Raw genomic sequence first — 15,781 nt, 5'->3', positions numbered from 1 at the left:
GTGGCTATTTCTATCCGTTTCTGAGGGCTCAATAAGGCGAATCGTAGAAATACACATACCTATCCATAAAAAAGGCTGCTAATCAACAAATGTTGGTTAGCAGCGCTTAGACTCGTTTATTTTAAGCAATGATGGATTTGATATGAATGTTACGCTCTTGGCTTAAATCGAGGAAATAATCCGCCAGCTTAATTAAAGGCGTCTCGATATTGTGCGGATTGATGTAAACGACCTCACCCTCGCGTCCATCCGTCAGCAGCACTTGCTTCCCTACTAACCGCTTCATCATATTTTCAATAAACACCGAAATGATTTGCGGGTTTAATACCCCAAATTTTCCATCGCTCATCTGGCTGACGATTTCATGGAACGACAACGGCTCATGATAAGGCCGCTTCGAGGACATCGCGTGAAAAATATCGGCAACCGCTACAATCGAGCTGAATAAATCTATATTTTCTTTCTTGATTCCAAGCGGATAGCCCTTCCCATCCTCACGCTCATGATGCTGCAGCGCAACGCGTGCGATCCGCAGGCTTATGCCAGTCGTTTCCTTGAGCAGCTCGTAGCCAAAAATGGTATGCTTCTTGACTAATTGAAATTCAACCTCGTTCAGCTTGCCCGGTTTATTCAGAACCTCGATCGGAAGCTTTACTTTGCCTACATCATGAAGCGTCGCCGCCAAGGACAAAATCATCAGCTCCGACTCCTCTAGATTCATCCATCTGCCTATGAGCGTCGATATAACCCCTACTCCCACATTATGCTCGTAGATGTAATCATCCTTCGCCTTCACCGCTTCAAACAATTCAAAAATATCTTGGTTTTTGGAAAGCTGAACAATAGCAGGCAGAACCTGATTGCGAATCTCCATCAAAGGCACCTTGCGGGACACTAAAATCGACTCGAACAGCTCCTTCGATACACTAACCGTCTGCTGCACGAGCTCTCCGATTTGAATGCTCTTTTTTGGATTAGAGGGCTTCTGCTCAGATGCCAGAACAATAGCATTTAAATCTATCCGATGGTTCATTATAATTTGCAGTGACTCGCGAGAAATAAAAGAATTGGCCGGTACAATTGTAACGCCATATGCGTTCAAGATATCATGCTGCACTTTCTTCCCGATCAATTGCTCCATCGTTCCACTCCTTCAGACTTGGCATTTCCAACATTTAGTTTACCATATCTGAATCAGGAAATGATCTACTCGCTGAAAAATTGATAGAAATACTAGAAACAATCCTCTATCCCTCAGACATATTCATCCATATTTCCAGAAGTCGATCCAGCTGCAATTGCTGCTGCTCCTGCATACTCCACAAGGCTTCCAGCTGAGATGGATCGCCATTTGCAGCGTGCATCTCCATCTCCTTGCCCAATGCAGCCAGCCCTGCTTCGAGCTCTGCCATTTCGCTTTCAAGCTGCTGCAGGCTCATAGCCTCGCTAGTGTTTGGCTTACGTGCTGGCTGCTCCTTTAATCGCTTCATCTCTCGCGTTATTTTTTCTTCTGAGCGAATAGTTGAACCCTCATTTGTTCTACCCTGCTGCCTCATCTTAAAGTCATCATAATTGCCTATATACTCGGCAATCGTCCCTTGTTTCAGCTCCCAAACCCGCTTAGCAAGCCGATTAATGAAATAACGGTCATGCGAGATCGCCAGCACCGTTCCGGCAAATTGCTCCAAGGCTTCCTCCAAAGCTTCACGGGAGCTGACATCCAGATGATTCGTCGGCTCATCGAGCAGCAGTAAATTCGGCTTCTTGCGTATAAGCAGCGCGAGGCGCAATCGCGACCATTCTCCGCCAGACAAGGCTTGGATCGGCTTGAAAACATCTGCGCCATAAAACAAATAGCTCGCTAATATATTTCTTGCTTCGCCTTCCTCCAAGCTTCCTTCCGTTCGAAAGAAATCGAGAACACTTTGTTTGTTATCCGCTGCCTTCTCCTCCTGTCCCAAATAGCCGATGTTTACGCGAGCCCCATGGACTAGCTCACCGCCATCCGGTTGAAGGTCCCCCAGCAGCAGCTTGAACAGGGTCGTTTTGCCAGAGCCGTTGTCGCCTACCAGCACTACCTTCTCGCCATATAACAAGCTTCCCTCTGCATCATCCAGAATGACTCGCTCACCGAAGCGTTTGGTCACACCCTCGAAAGCGACAACCCTACGTCCGGAGCGGTCAAGCGACTGAAGCTCGAAATCAGCCGTTTTCTGCTCAAGAACCGGCCTCTTCACCATCTCCAGCTTCTCCAATGCTTTGCGAATCGAGGCTGCGCGCTTGAAAAACTTCTCGTTGCCGCCGACGCGCCCCCATTCCTCCAGCTGCTTAATCGTTTCTTTCATTTTTTTGATTTGCTTCTGCTGCTCTTGAAACTTGGCAAATTGCTGCAGCAGTCGCTCCTCCTTCTCCTTCACATACCCGGTGTAGTTGGTAAGAAACGTCTGCGCCGTGCCGTCTTCCAGCTCAATGATTTTGGAGCTGACGGCATCGAGGAAGTAGCGATCATGAGATACGATGACGCACGCGCCTTCATATTGCCGGAGAAACTGCTCCAGCCACTCCATGCCTCGCAAATCCAAATGATTGGTTGGTTCGTCCAGCAGCAGCAAGGCTGGACGAATAATTAATTGCGACGCCAGAGAAACCCGGGTCTTCTCGCCGCCGGAAAGACTGCTAAAGCTTCGCGTATAGCTAGCACGGTCAATAAACAAGCCTGTTGCCACTTGTTCAATCGTTGTATCCATCTCGTATCCGCCGTCTCTCTCGAACCTCTCCTGCGCAGCCGAGTACGTTTTCAGCAATCGCTCCATCGCAGCCGGATTTGCGAGCACTTCGGGACTCGACATTTGCTGCTCCATGTCAGCCATTTGCTTTTTGCATGCCATCAAAGGCTGGAAGCCATAAGCTAAAACCTCATAAACGGTCCGTTCATGAAATGCCTCAGGAATTTGCGGCAAATAACCGATTTGCAAATCCTTCTGCACCGTCAGCATGCCTTCATCAACCTGCTCATGTCCAGAAATCAAGCGGAGCAAGGTTGATTTGCCGCTGCCGTTGCGTCCGATTAATCCGACCCTCTCCCCCTCATGGATCTGAAGTGTAAGCCCGTCAAACACTAAATTTGCTGCATGGTATTTTTTTATCTCATTTATATTAACGATAATCATCTTAAGAGCCTCCTAATGATGAAGACCCAATTTTTCATGCACAAAAAAAGAGCCGCAGCAACAAGCCTGCGACCCTTCGGATGGTACAGCTATCCGTTGTGGTTAAAGTAGGCGTCTTCTCGCGAATGGTTTAATCGTATTAGCAAATTTGGACAGACCTCTCCCGTTCGCGGAAAAAGCATGAACGATGCCAGCCATAGCAATCGGCAGCCGGCTAATACGGTTATTGACCATTTCGTGATTCACCTACTTCACCTCCCTTGTTATTCGTTCCTTAAAAATACCATATTTAGTGGTTCTTTCGCAAATCATTTTTTCAATCATTTTCCCCGTTTGAAAAACGGAATAACCGTTTATATTGTCTTACATTGATTATCTAAAAGAGGTGGAGCAAGCGATGTTAGAGCCTATCATAGAGGAAAAACAGCTTGATGCTGCTCTATTTCATTTTATTTTTCCTTTCTCGTTAAACAAGAACTGCCAAGAAAAGCTGCAAATGCAGCTTCAGTCGGATGGCTTCACCCGGTTTTCCTTGAAGGACATGGAACAGGAGAACGCCTATTACGGCAAGCGCTGCCGGGTGTCCCATCTCAATCTAGAGCGGTATTATTTATCTTTTACCAATAACATGTTATTCCCGCATACGGCGAATCAAGATGGTCTGCACCGTTTTTCCAAATCGATGGAGCATAATTGTTTCTTGAAATCCCATCCGCGGGACATGCCGTTCATCGTTCAATCGACCGATGTCTTTTTATGTCCCTTCGACTTAGGTTTTATTACTGTTCGAATCGAATTGCCCTGCCGTGAATTAACATTTACAGATGCATTGGAATTCGCGAAACGATTCCGGGTGCTCCAAAATAGGAACATCCAAGACGAAGAGGCTCGATGGATTTTAGATGAACAACAATTCGATGACGTCGAGGATTTTATGCTGAATGTTCTCGTCCCAGGAATGATTCCCTTCTTGGACTCAGAAGAGCTTGGGGAAACATATTTTGCTAAGCATCCTTTTTTCGTGGATGAACGAATGTACGTGCAAGGGCTGCTTGCTTTGCAAGATAAGCTCGAAATTACGCCGGTCGATCTATATCGCGCTTCCCAAATCGATGGTGTCGATCGAAACAATCAGCCGTATATCAGTTCAACGAATAGCGACTACATTGAAAGGTATGTCGATCATCATATTTTCGACCGCTGGGGTCCAAACACTTATTATATGACGAACGAGACATCGTTTGTCTGCATAACGAATGAGGATGCAAACATTACAACACAGCTAGCCAATCATATGTACGGCGAATATTACTATGCCCTGCTTATTAATCTGTTCCATAAAATCGTGCTCCTAAAGCTATCGAATCTCTATTCGCGCGTACGCCTTGATCAAAATCAGGATAGAATTGAGGAACTGATCCGATCGATTACGACCTTTTCGGCCAAATATTATTTTAATGAGGTCGTCTCCCAATCGCAAGGCAAGGAGATTTTCATTCAGCTTCGCAACCGATTCGGCAATGGAGAGCTGTACACCGATGTGAAGCAAACGCTAGCCGATTTGTACAAATATCAAGAAAATTTCACTTCCAAGCGAAACAATTATTTGCTGTTGATTTTGACGGTTTATTCGGTAGTGAGCGGGATTTTCGGAATGAATCAGGTTATCGAGGATTTGAAGGGCGACATCGATTGGCGTAAGCTGCTGGGGTATTCGATATTTGAATATATTGCCTTAGCCATGACACTGTCCGGTATAATGATTGCTATTTGGCTCGGAGCCAGTACGATTATTCATCTGATGAAGGAGCTGCGGAAGAAACGCCGCTAGCTTTGGAGAAAGACTCCTTGTTCAGTCCAGGCATGAGAAAAGCCCTTCAGGCAGTCTGAAGGGCTTCTCTTCAATTTTTAGGTATAAGACCGAAAGCATATGCAGCACCTATTATGAGATCTCGTCGTTAAGCCGATCTATCAGCTCTACCAGCTCAAGCGGTTCTCGCACCGTATAGGTCGGACGCTCCGACTCATCTGCTGGCGTATGCGGGTAGCGCGTCGTCCAGCTTTGGAAAATGCTCGTCATGCCCAGCGCATTGGCGCCCTTCATATCGCGGCTCAAATTGTTGCCGATCATGACGATGCGCGGGATATCCGCCTCGGACAGATCCAAAGCGCCTACAGCAGCCTTGAACATACGCGGACTCGGCTTGCTTGCTTTCACGGTTTCGGAATAGATCATCGTTGCAAAATAATCGTAAAGCCCGTGCTGCTTGAATACGTTCTTGAACGATTGCGCGTCGCCATCAGCAACCAGCGCAAGCGTATACCCTTTGTCGAACAACGTTTTGACCATGACGTCAGCGCCCGGAATCAGCTCTGCGTGCAGGACGATTCCTTCATCGTCCCTTACTTCGGTTGATTCATCGATTATCGTGTCGCCGCTGTCCAGAAATACGATTAATTTTTTCTCCATTTTGTCAAACAGCCTTCCCATATTAATTAGCCGGCGCGCTTGTAGATTCCCTGACGATCAGCTCCGGCTGCATGACGATCCTTTGCTTGATTTCATCCTTATTCTCCACGCTGCGAATCAGCAAGTCGAATGCCAGCTTGACCATTTGGTCCATCGGCTGGGCGATTGTTGTAAGCGCCGGATTCGTCACGGTAGACAGAATGGTATCGTCAAAGCCGATAATCGACAGCTGCTCCGGTACCTTTACTCCTGCTTCCTTAGCTGCCTGCAATGCGCCGATTGCAAGCAAATCGTTGCAGCAAAATATCGCTGACGGACGATTTTCCCCGCGGATGAGTGCCGCTGCCGCCCGTTTGCCATCTCTTATGCTGGAATCGCACGAGATAATGCTGGCATCGTCAAGGGAAATTCCAGCCTCAAACAGCGCGAATCTAAACCCACGGACCCGCTCGAGGCTGCTGGTTACCTTGAAATTTTCAGACAACACCGCAGTTTGGCGATGACCTCTGCCAAGCAAATGCTCGGCGGCAAGCGCCCCGCCCTTGAAGTCGTCTGTCAGCACGCTATGAACCGGCATCGCAACGGCTTCCCTTGCGATCATGACGATAGGCAGCGATTTCTCCGCCAGCTGCGTTAAAATATCTGCGTTTTCCACGCCGGTCCCGATCAAAATGCCGTCTACGCTTTTTTGCTCCAGCAGCCGAATATATTTCTCTACCCGGTCATCCTTGTTGTCCGTACTGCAGACGATGACGCTATACCCTTCGGAATGCGCCAAATCCTCTACAGAGCGGGCAATCTCGGAGAAAAAGGGGTTGGATACATCTGGGATGAGCAGCCCTATTGTGTACGTTCTCTTGCCCATCAATGCCGAAGCGATCACGCTCGGCTGGTACTGGAGCCGCTCCATTACCTTGAAAATTTCATCGCGCTTTTTGTTGCTTACTTTTCCTTTGCCGTTTATCGCATTGGAGACGGTCGCGATGGAGACGCCCGCCTCCTTGGCAACATCATAAATCGTGGTCGCTTTCATGCCCAACCTCATTATTGTCGGATGTTAAGGACAGGCAATAAGCCTCCTTACCCGGATATTATCCGATTTATCCGCTCGATTTGCAAACGATTTGCAAACGTTACGGAGATTACGGCTGCTGTCTTGTTGCGATCCATGCATGGTCAGGGTCGTTATGGAACTTCCAGATGCGGTTCGGACCCGCCATTACATTAAGATAATAGACTTGGTAGCCCGGAGGCGCCGAAACAGGATGATACCCTTGCGGAACAAGCACCGCTTCGCCGTCTTTGACCGCCAAAGTTTCATCCAGCGAGCGGTCATTCGTATAGACGCGTTGGATGGCGAAGCCTTGCTCAGGCTTCACATGGTAATAGTAGGTTTCCTCCAGCAGAGACTCCTCGGGAAGCGCGTCGCGATCATGCTTGTGCGGCGGATAGCTGGACCAATGTCCTTCCGGCGTAAACACTTCAACTACTAGCAGGCTGTCGGCAGGCTCCTGCTCGGGCAAAATATTGTGAATGAACCGCTGCGTCGTTCCCGTTCCCCGAACCTCGACGCCAACATCTCCCGGTGCGATTAGGCGCGCGGGATGGTTGCCTTTGCCGGGCGCTTCGCATACGGCCAGCTCTACTTTCGTAAGCGCCTCCAGCTCATACTGGTCGTCGTTCGGAACGTACACGGAATAAGGCGGCGTCTGCTCGAAGACGCTCATTCGTTGACCGATATTCGTCCAGGAGGATTTCCCCGTCGTCACGTTGGCCAGTCCGCCGAGCAGCACTAGGCATACTTCGTTCTCCCCGGTTGCGCGGCTTAACTTTTCTCCCGGATTCAATTGGTAAACTTCGAAACCGACATAGCTCCAGCCAGCCGATTCCGGAGTAATCGAAAGCACGGGAGTAAGTCCAGAAGCTTGACGCTCCGGGCTTACGATCAGTTTGCTCATGCTCATGCGATCACACCCTCTCTTTCAATTCCACAAGCTCCGAGAGCTTGACGCTGCGGTTGTCGCGCAGCGAAAGCTTCGCGGCTAGCGCAATTCTCTCTGCTTGGCAGGCATCCGCTCCACTGACTGAAACGTCGCCCCCTTGCAGCAATACATTGATAAACTGCTCGGTTTCTTCGATATAAGCCATATTGTAGCGCTCCAGGAAGAAATGAAGCGGCTTTTCGCTAATAATGCCTTCTTCCGTGCTGAGCACGGCCGTATTAGGATGATCGTTCGTAGCCGCTACGGAGCCCTTCGAGCCGAATATTTCGGCGCGTTGGTCATAGCCGTATACCGCTTTGCGGCTGCAATCGATAACGCCAAGCGCACCGTTTGCGAAGCGGAGCGTTACGACAGCCGTATCGACGTCGCCGTGCTTGCCGAATACCGGATCGATAAGCACGCTGCCTTGTGCGTACACTTCTTCTACCTCGCTGCCTGAGAGGAAACGAGCCATGTCGAAATCATGGATCATCATATCCATGAAGATGCCGCCCGATACTTTAATGTAGGCTTCCGGCGGTGGTGCAGGATCGCGGGAGGTAATTTTGATCAGATGCGTTTCGCCGATCGCTCCAGCCTGTACATGCTCGCGGATCCGCTTGAAATTATGATCGAAGCGGCGATTGAAGCCTACTTGCAGCTGAACGCCGGCCTTGCGAACCTCCTCCAGCGCTTCCTCCGTCTGCCGAATATCCATGCTAACCGGCTTTTCGCAAAAAATGTGCTTGCCCTGCTGCGCTGCACGCTTAATGAGCGGCACATGCGTGTCCGTGGATGAGCAAATGAAAACGGCGTCTATGTCCGGATTCGCCAGCAGCTCTTCGCTGTCCTTCGTCACGATAGGAATGCCTCTTTCCAGCGCCCACTCTGTCAGTTCTGGACCGGCAAACAGATCGCTGATCGCAACGATTTCCGCTTGCGGATGTCTTCTTAAATTGTCGGCATGGATTTTGCCGATTCTGCCTGCACCGATGATGCCAATTTTAATTTTTTTCATACTCGTCCGCCTTTCTTTTGTCCCGAGCTGCCGAACAGCCGCATTTTGTCGCGGACGGCAGCCTTGATCGCTTCGCGCGCTGGATTCAAATAATGTCTTGGATCGTAGGTTTCCGGATGGTTTTGCAAATAGTCACGGATCGTCTGCGTAAAGACGGCTTGATTATCGGTATTGACATTAATTTTGGCCGTTCCTGAGGAGATAGCCTCCCGGATTTCCGCTTCGGGGATGCCGCTGCCACCGTGAAGCACGAGCGGCACTCCTGTAAGCTTATGGATTTCCTTCATCCGGTCCAGGCCCAGCTTAGGCTGGCCGCGGTATGGGCCGTGAACGGAACCGAGTGCGGGAGCCAGGCAATCGATTCCCGTCTCCTTCACCATGCGCACGCAATCCGCTGATTCCGCATAAGAAGCCTCTGCCTCCAGCACTTCCAGATCGTCTTCGCGTCCGCCGATTCTCCCCAGCTCCGCTTCGACGGATGCGCCAAGTACGTGGGCGGCATCTGTCACCCTTAGCGTCGTTTCGATGTTCGTCTCCAGCGAATGATGTGAAGCGTCGATCATGACGGAGGTAAAGCCCGCTTTAAGCGCCCGGATGCATACCTCGTAAGAGGAGCCATGGTCCAAATGTAAGGCTACCGGTACCGTAATTCCGTAATGATCGATCAGCGTGTTCACCATGCCGTAGATATAAGGCAATCCTCCCATATAGGGAATGTAAGCCTCGCTCACACCGAGGATAACCGGAGAAGCCTCCTCCTCGGCAGCGGTCAGAATCGCCTGCGTGAATTCAAGGTTGTTCAAATTGAATTGTCCGACAGCATAGCCGCCCGCATTCGCCGTGCGAAGCATGTCAGTCATCGATACTAAAGTCATTTCGGATCAGCCTCCAAGCTTATGCCGCAATTACCAGCGAGCCGTTACCATTTTTTTGCGGGTGTAGAACTCAACGCCGTCCGTGCCGTTGGCATGAAGGTCGCCGTAGAACGATTTTTTCCAGCCTGAGAACGGGAAGAATGCCATAGGTGCCGGTACGCCAAGGTTCACGCCAAGCATGCCTGCATCAATCGTCTCGCGGAACTGCCTTACGCTGCTGCCGTTGCTTGTGAAGAGGCAGGCACCGTTGGCGAAGTCTGAACGGTTTGCAATGGCAATCGCCTCTTCCAGCGTGTCTGCTCTCATGACGGAGAGGACAGGAGCGAATATCTCATCTTTCCAAATTTTCATCTCGCAGCTAACCTGGTCAAAAATCGTCGGCCCTACGAAATAGCCAGCGGATTGGGCGGCAGCGTCTTTGCGGCCGTCACGCACGAGCAAGCCGCCTTCGGTCTCGCCGGACTCGATATAGCCGATCGTTCTTTCCTTATGCGGCTTGCGAATAACAGGACCCAGGAACGTTCCTTCTTCCAGTCCGTTGCCGATCGTAATGTTGTCTGCCGCTTCGGACAATCGCCGTACCAGCTCATCGCCGACATCGCCGACAGCGATGACGACGGCACAAGCCATGCAGCGCTCGCCCGCCGAGCCAAATGCCGCGCTGACGATTTCTTTAACCGTGAGGTTAAGATCCGCGTCTGGCATGACGATGGAATGGTTTTTGGCGCCGGCAAGCGCTTGAACCCGTTTGCCGTAGGAAGTGCCCGTTTTGTATACATATTCAGCAACCGGCTGCGAGCCGACGAAGGAAATCGCCTGTACGTTCGGATGCTTCAGAATGCCGTTGACTACATCATGCGCACCGTGGACGACATTGAGCACGCCCGCAGGCAATCCCGCTTCGTGGAACAGCTCAGCAAGGCGGTTAGCCAGCAGCGGCGTACGCTCCGATGGCTTCAGGACGAAGGTGTTGCCGCATGCAATCGCAAGCGGGAACATCCAGCAAGGAACCATCATCGGGAAGTTGAATGGCGAGATGCCTCCAACGACGCCGATCGGGTAGCGGTACATGCCGGACTCCAAATTCGATGCGATATCAGGCAGCTGCTTGCCCATCATGAGCGTAGGAGCGCCAGATGCAAATTCGACGCATTCGATGCCGCGAAGCACTTCACCGTACGCTTCGGCGTAGCTTTTGCCATTCTCTGTCGTAATGAGGCGTGCTAGCTCCTCCCAATGGTCAACGAGAAGCTGCTGGTATTTAAACAATACGCGGGCACGTTTTGGAACTGGCGTCTTGCTCCAGGTTTCGAATGCTTTTCTTGCCGTTTGAACGGCCGCGTCCACATCTGCTTCGGAAGAGAGCGGAACTTGCGCCAAAATTTCCTCGGTTGCAGGATTATATACATGGTCGTACTTCTCGCCAGAAGCCTCGACCCATTGTCCGCCAATCCAGTTTTTAAGTGTTGTCGTCATGTTATTCCCTCGTTTCTTCAAGTTGTAAGCCTGCAAGGCAATGAGCCCGGAAACCTAGCTTGCGGTAATTTCACCGCGATTGCAGCGTTCGATGTAATCCTTGACCTGCTCTACCGTTGGCATCGCATCCGAGCAGCTATGGCTGGAGATAACGATGCATGCCGCCGCGCTTCCGAACTCCATGCTCTTCTCAAGCGTCAATCCCGACATGATTCCGTAAATAAAGCCAGCCGCGTAGGAATCGCCTGCCCCGAACGTTTTGATGACTTTGGCCGGGTACGATTTCGCCCGATGCTCCAAGCCGTCCGTCGTATAGGCGATCGAGCCTTCTTTGCCATGCTTGATGATGACGATTTTCGCGAAATGGTTGAACCATTTGGATGCAGTGAAGCGGTCGCTATGTTCCACGTTTTGCTCGAAGCGCTCCATGCTGTCAAACTCTTCGCGCGTGCCAATGATAATGTCGCTTTTTTCTGCAGCAAGGTTATAATATACGGCTGTTTCTTCGGGAGAAGTCCATGAATAAGGCCGGAAATCAATATCAAAAATAACGGTGGTACCATGCTTGCGGGCATAATCCAAAGCCAGAAGCACGGCCTCTCGTGAAGGACTTGCCGCCAGCGCCGTACCGGAGACGAGCAGTGCTTTGCTGTCCGCGATGAGCGACTCGTTCACTTCCAGCGGATTCAGCAGCAAATCGGCTACATTGTCTCGGTACATGAGGATGCTGCACTCCGATGGGCTTTTAATCTCGGTAAAAGCGAGGCCCGTAACGGCCCCAGTCTTGTCTGTCACGACATTGCTAGTGTCGATCCCCTCATTGTCGAGGTAGCTTCGGATAAATCTGCCCATCTGATCGTCCGCGATTTTGCCAATGAACGCCGTTTTGTTGCCCAGCCGGCTCATTCCGATCGCGATATTCGCTGGTGAACCGCCTACATATTTCGTAAACGTCATCGTCTGCTCCATCGGACGGTTGATCTCGTTGGCATTGAGATCGATACATAGACGGCCAATCGCCGTAAAATCAAATTTCCTATCTGAAGGGAAAGAAATGGTAGACAACTTACTCACTCTCCTTCTTGCCTATTAAGGAGCTAAGGTACTCTATTGCTCTCGCCGCATACTCGCGTGCCGGATGCTCGCCCGGATCCTGCTCGCCCTCCAGCAGCGCCCAGCCGTCGTATTTCCGGTCGAGAAGCTCCTTCAAGATTGGTCCAAAATCGATATTCCCGTCTCCCGGAACGGTAAACACGCCGTTGCGGATGCAAGTGACAAAATCGACGCCAGACGATTTCGCTTCCTCAAGCCGATTTACGCGCACATCCTTCAGATGGATATACGCGACCCGGTCATAATGCTTGCGAAGCAGCTCTGCTGGATCCGCCCCGCCGTACAAAGCGTGGCCTGAATCAAATAGCAGGAACACGGCATTCGGATCGGTCAATGCCATCAGCTTGTCGATTTCCTCCGGGCTCTCGACCGCCGTTCCGCCATGATGGTGATACGTCAGCTTTAGCCCATATTCCAGCGCGATTTTACCTGCGGCATTCAAGCCCTCGGCCAGGCTCGCCCAGCCCGCTTCGTCCAGACGGATTACTTCGGTCTCGTTCGGCGTGCGGCGGGGATCGAAATGCAGCGATCCTCCAACCTCGCAGGTACTGATAACCTTGCTTCCCATCTGCTGCAAAAACTCGGCATGCTTGCGGAAAGCCTCCAGCTCCGATTCCCGGTAGGCGGGATCGGAGAACAGCACCGATTTCCATTGGGAGACGAGCTGGATATTCCGTTTCGAAAGCTCCTGCTTAAGCAGCTCGATATCGGTCGGAAACTTTCTTCCCATCTCCGTGCCGGTTAAGCCGAGCGCTTGAATGTCGTCCATAATTTGCTCGTAAGTCGTATGCTCGCCATGCTCCTTAACGTCCTCGCCGACCCAATTGATCGGATGAATTCCTAATTGAAATGGAAACAGCGCCATCTATAATCCCTCCTAGTAGGCTTTTGCCTGTGCCAGCTTTTTGTTCATTTCGTTATGCGCCGCAACGACCTTTGCACTCTCCGATACGGCTGGAACGCCAACGTTCCACCACGATTCATAGCCGTCCGTATTCGTGCCGGCCAGAACGGGAATTTCGATTAGCGTCGTGCGCGTTTCCGCCTTCGCTTGCTTCAACGCTTGGCGAAGCTCCTCTGCATTGGACGCTTTGTACGAAGCAAGGCCCAAGCTGCGGGCATGAGCCGCAAAGTCGATTGGCAATGGTTGGCCCGTATAACGGCCAGACTCTCGCTCGCGGTAGCGGAATTCATTGCCGAAGCCATCGCTGCCATGGCCGCGCTGCAGGTTATGAATGCATTGGTAGCCGTGGTTATCGAACAACAATACCGTCAGCTTTCTTCCTTCCTGCAAGCTTGTCACCAGCTCGGAGTGAAGCATCAAATAGCTTCCATCTCCTACAAGGGCGTAAACCTCCCGTTCGGGCTCAGCTAGCGCAGCGCCAAACGCGCCGCTCACCTCATAGCCCATGCAGGAGAATCCGTACTCCATGTGGTAGCCGCCCGGCGAGCCAACCCGCCACAACCGTTGAAGATCGCCCGGCAGGCTGCCTGCTGCGCAGACGATTACAGCATCTTCATCAATCGTTTCATTGATGACGCCAAGCGCCTGCGTTTGGGCAAAGCCATCTTCCCGCTCCAGCGTATACAGCCGGTCAATTTCAGCATTCCATTCCGCATTGACAGCAGCAATCTCGCCATCTTTGTAGGAGGATGCATAACCAGCTTCCGACAGCCCTTCGGCCAGCATGCGGATCGCTTCCTTCGCATCCCCCGAAAGTGCCGTGCCTTCCAGCTTTGCCGCATCCATGCGGTTGATGTTAATATTCAGAAATTGGACGTCCTGATGAGGAAAGGCCGACTTGGAGGATGTCGTAAAGTCGGAATATCGCGTCCCAACGCCAATGATCAGATCCGCTTCTTTAGCCAGCTTGTTTGCAGCCAATCCGCCGGTTACGCCTATGCCTCCGACGTTTAACGGATGGTTCCAAGGCATGGAGCCTTTGCCCGCTTGCGTCTCAGCGACTGGAATGCCGAATTTTTCGGCAAATGCGGCAAGCGCCTCCGTCGCGAAGGAATACTGTACGCCACCACCCGCTACGATAAGCGGTTTCCGCTTCGAGGCAACGAGCTCAACCGCTCGTTTTACCGCGTCAGTCGAAGGCTGCTGGCGATCCACGACATGAACCCGCTTCTCAAAGAAGGCTGCCGGATAATCGTAAGCTTCCGCCTGCACATCCTGCGGCAAAGCAAGCGTCACCGTTCCGGTATCCGCCGGATCCGTCAACACCCGCATCGCTTGAAGGGCTGCGCTCATCAATTGCTCAGGACGCACGATGCGATCCCAATATTTGCTCACCGGCTTGAAGCAGTCGGTAGCCGCAATCGTATAGTCATGTCCGGCTTCCAATTGCTGCAGCACCGGATCGGGCTGTCTAGATGCAAAGTTGTCTCCCGGGAGGAGAAGCAGCGGGATGCGGTTAACCGTCGCCGTTCCGGCTGCGGTTACCATATTCAATGCGCCAGGACCGATCGAAGTCGTACAAGCGTAAATGCTTGTGCGGTTCAATTGCTTGGCATAAGCGGTCGCCGCATGCGCCATTCCTTGTTCGTTTTTGCCTTGCACGAAAACCAGGTTGCCCGGGCTCCGCTCTAGCGCCTCGCCGATGCCCGTCACGTTGCCGTGGCCGAAAATACCCATTACTCCAGCTACGAACTTCGTTTCTGCACCGTCAATGGAAATGTACTGCTGATCGAGAAATTTCAATAAGGCCTGTGCCATTGTTAACCGGATTGTGCTCATAGTATCCTCCTCGACTACTGAGTTAAGCGCTTATTATATTAACGCTTTCAAAACAACCATATGTCATATTATAATTATAGGTAAAGCGCTTAATCTATATATTACATATATGCGCAGCGCAAATCAATCATAATTTAAGGAGGAGTTTTGTAACATGGCTATTTTCGAGCGTCAGCCGCATTGGGACACTGTGCTTCGAGCTTCACCGATTTTGTACATGGATCGTCTGGAGCCGTTCAAGCCGATACGAGTGGGCGTTACCGTATTCGAAGCACCGGCGCCGTCCCCCTCGTTCGATCGCATCATCCAGTTCGATACCTCACGCATCCATACAGTCATTGAATATGCGATCTATTGGGATTACGACATTCAGCATATTTACGATTTGGAGCATGTTTGGGTGTACATTGACCATGAAGGCGAAATCGCTTCCTGCGAAGCCAGCTTCCATGGCCGGTATTTCCTCAGCTTGCTTCCAGATCGCAGCAATTTGTCAGCCGACAACCGTGTTAAGCTGTTCGTTCAGCCCGGCAAGCATGCGATGATTCCGATTCAGCACTTTTTTCGCTTGCTGCCGAATGTCGAAAGCTGCTGCCAATCGGAAGCTGGCGTTGATGGCGTGCTGGAGCCGGCCATGTTCAGCGGCCAATTCAAAACGGGCGAAGACATCGACCGACGCGCCGAAATTCATTTGCGTGAATTTAGCTTCCAGCCTACCTTTGATTACATTCCCTACAAATGGGCTTCGGACGCCTTCGTGCCGTGGACAGAACTTGCCAAGGAAATTCCGATTCGGATGAAAGCTTTGCTCGCCGGGCTTTAACCCTCCCTAAAGACCCTCGGATAAATGGATACACCCCCTAGAATAGGCAATGGATAACCACATGGTTATTCCTATAGCATTCTAGGGGGTGTATTTTTATGCCAATTTAAA

14 protein-coding genes are annotated in these 15,781 nt (G+C 51.2%); 2 read left to right on the top strand and 12 right to left on the bottom strand.

Annotated features, from left to right (window positions below; translation table 11 throughout):
• Window positions 1-121 precede the first annotated feature (121 nt).
• The 3 genes from HI950_RS20300 to HI950_RS20290 all read right to left on the bottom strand — a co-directional run bounded on the left by HI950_RS20300 (window position 122) and on the right by HI950_RS20290 (window position 3,416).
• Window positions 122-1,141 (bottom strand): HD-GYP domain-containing protein, encoded by a 1,020-nt coding sequence (locus HI950_RS20300; protein ID WP_169086559.1) that lies wholly within the window; start codon window positions 1,139-1,141, stop codon window positions 122-124.
• 106 nt (window positions 1,142-1,247) lie between these two features.
• Complete coding sequence (gene abc-f / locus HI950_RS20295; protein ID WP_169086561.1) at window positions 1,248-3,170, bottom strand: ribosomal protection-like ABC-F family protein; 1,923 nt, start codon at window positions 3,168-3,170, stop codon at window positions 1,248-1,250.
• Window positions 3,171-3,272: 102 nt separating this feature from the next.
• Window positions 3,273-3,416, bottom strand: coding sequence for an RAxF-45 family protein (locus tag HI950_RS20290; protein WP_169086563.1), 144 nt, complete (start codon window positions 3,414-3,416; stop codon window positions 3,273-3,275).
• A 151-nt stretch (window positions 3,417-3,567) separates the two neighbouring features.
• Between HI950_RS20290 and HI950_RS20285 the strand changes: the two genes are divergently transcribed.
• Complete coding sequence (locus HI950_RS20285; protein WP_169086565.1) at window positions 3,568-5,001, top strand: hypothetical protein; 1,434 nt, start codon at window positions 3,568-3,570, stop codon at window positions 4,999-5,001.
• Window positions 5,002-5,112: 111 nt separating this feature from the next.
• On the opposite strand, the gene HI950_RS20280 is transcribed toward HI950_RS20285, so the two are convergent.
• The 9 genes from HI950_RS20280 to iolD all read right to left on the bottom strand — a co-directional run bounded on the left by HI950_RS20280 (window position 5,113) and on the right by iolD (window position 14,847).
• Window positions 5,113-5,640, bottom strand: coding sequence for an HAD family hydrolase (locus tag HI950_RS20280; RefSeq protein WP_169086567.1), 528 nt, complete (start codon window positions 5,638-5,640; stop codon window positions 5,113-5,115).
• 22 nt (window positions 5,641-5,662) lie between these two features.
• The gene (locus HI950_RS20275; RefSeq protein WP_169086569.1) at window positions 5,663-6,673 is read right to left on the bottom strand and encodes a LacI family DNA-binding transcriptional regulator; all 1,011 of its coding nucleotides are present in this window, start codon (window positions 6,671-6,673) and stop codon (window positions 5,663-5,665) included.
• A gap of 109 nt (window positions 6,674-6,782) precedes the next feature.
• The gene (iolB, locus tag HI950_RS20270) at window positions 6,783-7,598 is read right to left on the bottom strand and encodes a 5-deoxy-glucuronate isomerase (RefSeq protein ID WP_169086659.1); all 816 of its coding nucleotides are present in this window, start codon (window positions 7,596-7,598) and stop codon (window positions 6,783-6,785) included.
• 10 nt (window positions 7,599-7,608) lie between these two features.
• A complete protein-coding gene (gene iolG, locus HI950_RS20265) occupies window positions 7,609-8,640 on the bottom strand; it encodes an inositol 2-dehydrogenase (RefSeq protein WP_169086571.1) in 1,032 nt (343 codons plus the stop codon).
• Entirely contained in the window at window positions 8,637-9,515 is an 879-nt protein-coding gene (gene fba / locus HI950_RS20260) for a class II fructose-1,6-bisphosphate aldolase (RefSeq protein ID WP_169086573.1), read from the bottom strand. The genes iolG and fba overlap by 4 nt, the downstream gene beginning before the upstream one ends.
• A gap of 30 nt (window positions 9,516-9,545) precedes the next feature.
• Complete coding sequence (locus HI950_RS20255; protein WP_169086575.1) at window positions 9,546-10,991, bottom strand: CoA-acylating methylmalonate-semialdehyde dehydrogenase; 1,446 nt, start codon at window positions 10,989-10,991, stop codon at window positions 9,546-9,548.
• A 54-nt stretch (window positions 10,992-11,045) separates the two neighbouring features.
• Window positions 11,046-12,056: a 5-dehydro-2-deoxygluconokinase gene (gene iolC / locus HI950_RS20250; protein ID WP_169086577.1), complete on the bottom strand. Its 1,011-nt coding sequence runs from the start codon at window positions 12,054-12,056 to the stop codon at window positions 11,046-11,048.
• 1 nt (window position 12,057) lies between these two features.
• Entirely contained in the window at window positions 12,058-12,969 is a 912-nt protein-coding gene (gene iolE, locus HI950_RS20245) for a myo-inosose-2 dehydratase (protein WP_169086579.1), read from the bottom strand.
• 12 nt (window positions 12,970-12,981) lie between these two features.
• A complete protein-coding gene (gene iolD / locus HI950_RS20240) occupies window positions 12,982-14,847 on the bottom strand; it encodes a 3D-(3,5/4)-trihydroxycyclohexane-1,2-dione acylhydrolase (decyclizing) (protein ID WP_169086582.1) in 1,866 nt (621 codons plus the stop codon).
• Between the two features lie 154 nt (window positions 14,848-15,001).
• Between iolD and HI950_RS20235 the strand changes: the two genes are divergently transcribed.
• Window positions 15,002-15,670, top strand: coding sequence for a hypothetical protein (locus tag HI950_RS20235; RefSeq protein WP_169086584.1), 669 nt, complete (start codon window positions 15,002-15,004; stop codon window positions 15,668-15,670).
• Window positions 15,671-15,781 lie beyond the last annotated feature (111 nt).

This window comes from Paenibacillus sp. PL91, assembly GCF_012935325.2.
Classification (GTDB): Bacteria; Bacillota; Bacilli; order Paenibacillales; family Paenibacillaceae; genus Pristimantibacillus.
Note: the sequence above shows the minus strand (reverse complement) of the source record. Positions and strands in the feature narration are given on the sequence as shown.

Excerpts from the sequence above, each read along its gene's own strand:
- HI950_RS20300 (WP_169086559.1), bottom strand. The coding sequence starts at position 1,141 with ATGGAGCAATTGATCGGGAAGAAAGTGCAGCATGATATCTTGAACGCA.
- abc-f (WP_169086561.1), bottom strand. The coding sequence starts at position 3,170 with ATGATTATCGTTAATATAAATGAGATAAAAAAATACCATGCAGCAAAT.
- HI950_RS20285 (WP_169086565.1), top strand. The coding sequence starts at position 3,568 with ATGTTAGAGCCTATCATAGAGGAAAAACAGCTTGATGCTGCTCTATTT.
- HI950_RS20280 (WP_169086567.1), bottom strand. The coding sequence starts at position 5,640 with ATGGAGAAAAAATTAATCGTATTTCTGGACAGCGGCGACACGATAATC.
- HI950_RS20275 (WP_169086569.1), bottom strand. The coding sequence starts at position 6,673 with ATGAAAGCGACCACGATTTATGATGTTGCCAAGGAGGCGGGCGTCTCC.
- iolB (WP_169086659.1), bottom strand. The coding sequence starts at position 7,598 with ATGAGCAAACTGATCGTAAGCCCGGAGCGTCAAGCTTCTGGACTTACT.
- iolG (WP_169086571.1), bottom strand. The coding sequence starts at position 8,640 with ATGAAAAAAATTAAAATTGGCATCATCGGTGCAGGCAGAATCGGCAAA.
- fba (WP_169086573.1), bottom strand. The coding sequence starts at position 9,515 with ATGACTTTAGTATCGATGACTGACATGCTTCGCACGGCGAATGCGGGC.
- HI950_RS20255 (WP_169086575.1), bottom strand. The coding sequence starts at position 10,991 with ATGACGACAACACTTAAAAACTGGATTGGCGGACAATGGGTCGAGGCT.
- iolE (WP_169086579.1), bottom strand. The coding sequence starts at position 12,969 with ATGGCGCTGTTTCCATTTCAATTAGGAATTCATCCGATCAATTGGGTC.
- iolD (WP_169086582.1), bottom strand. The coding sequence starts at position 14,847 with ATGAGCACAATCCGGTTAACAATGGCACAGGCCTTATTGAAATTTCTC.
- HI950_RS20235 (WP_169086584.1), top strand. The coding sequence starts at position 15,002 with ATGGCTATTTTCGAGCGTCAGCCGCATTGGGACACTGTGCTTCGAGCT.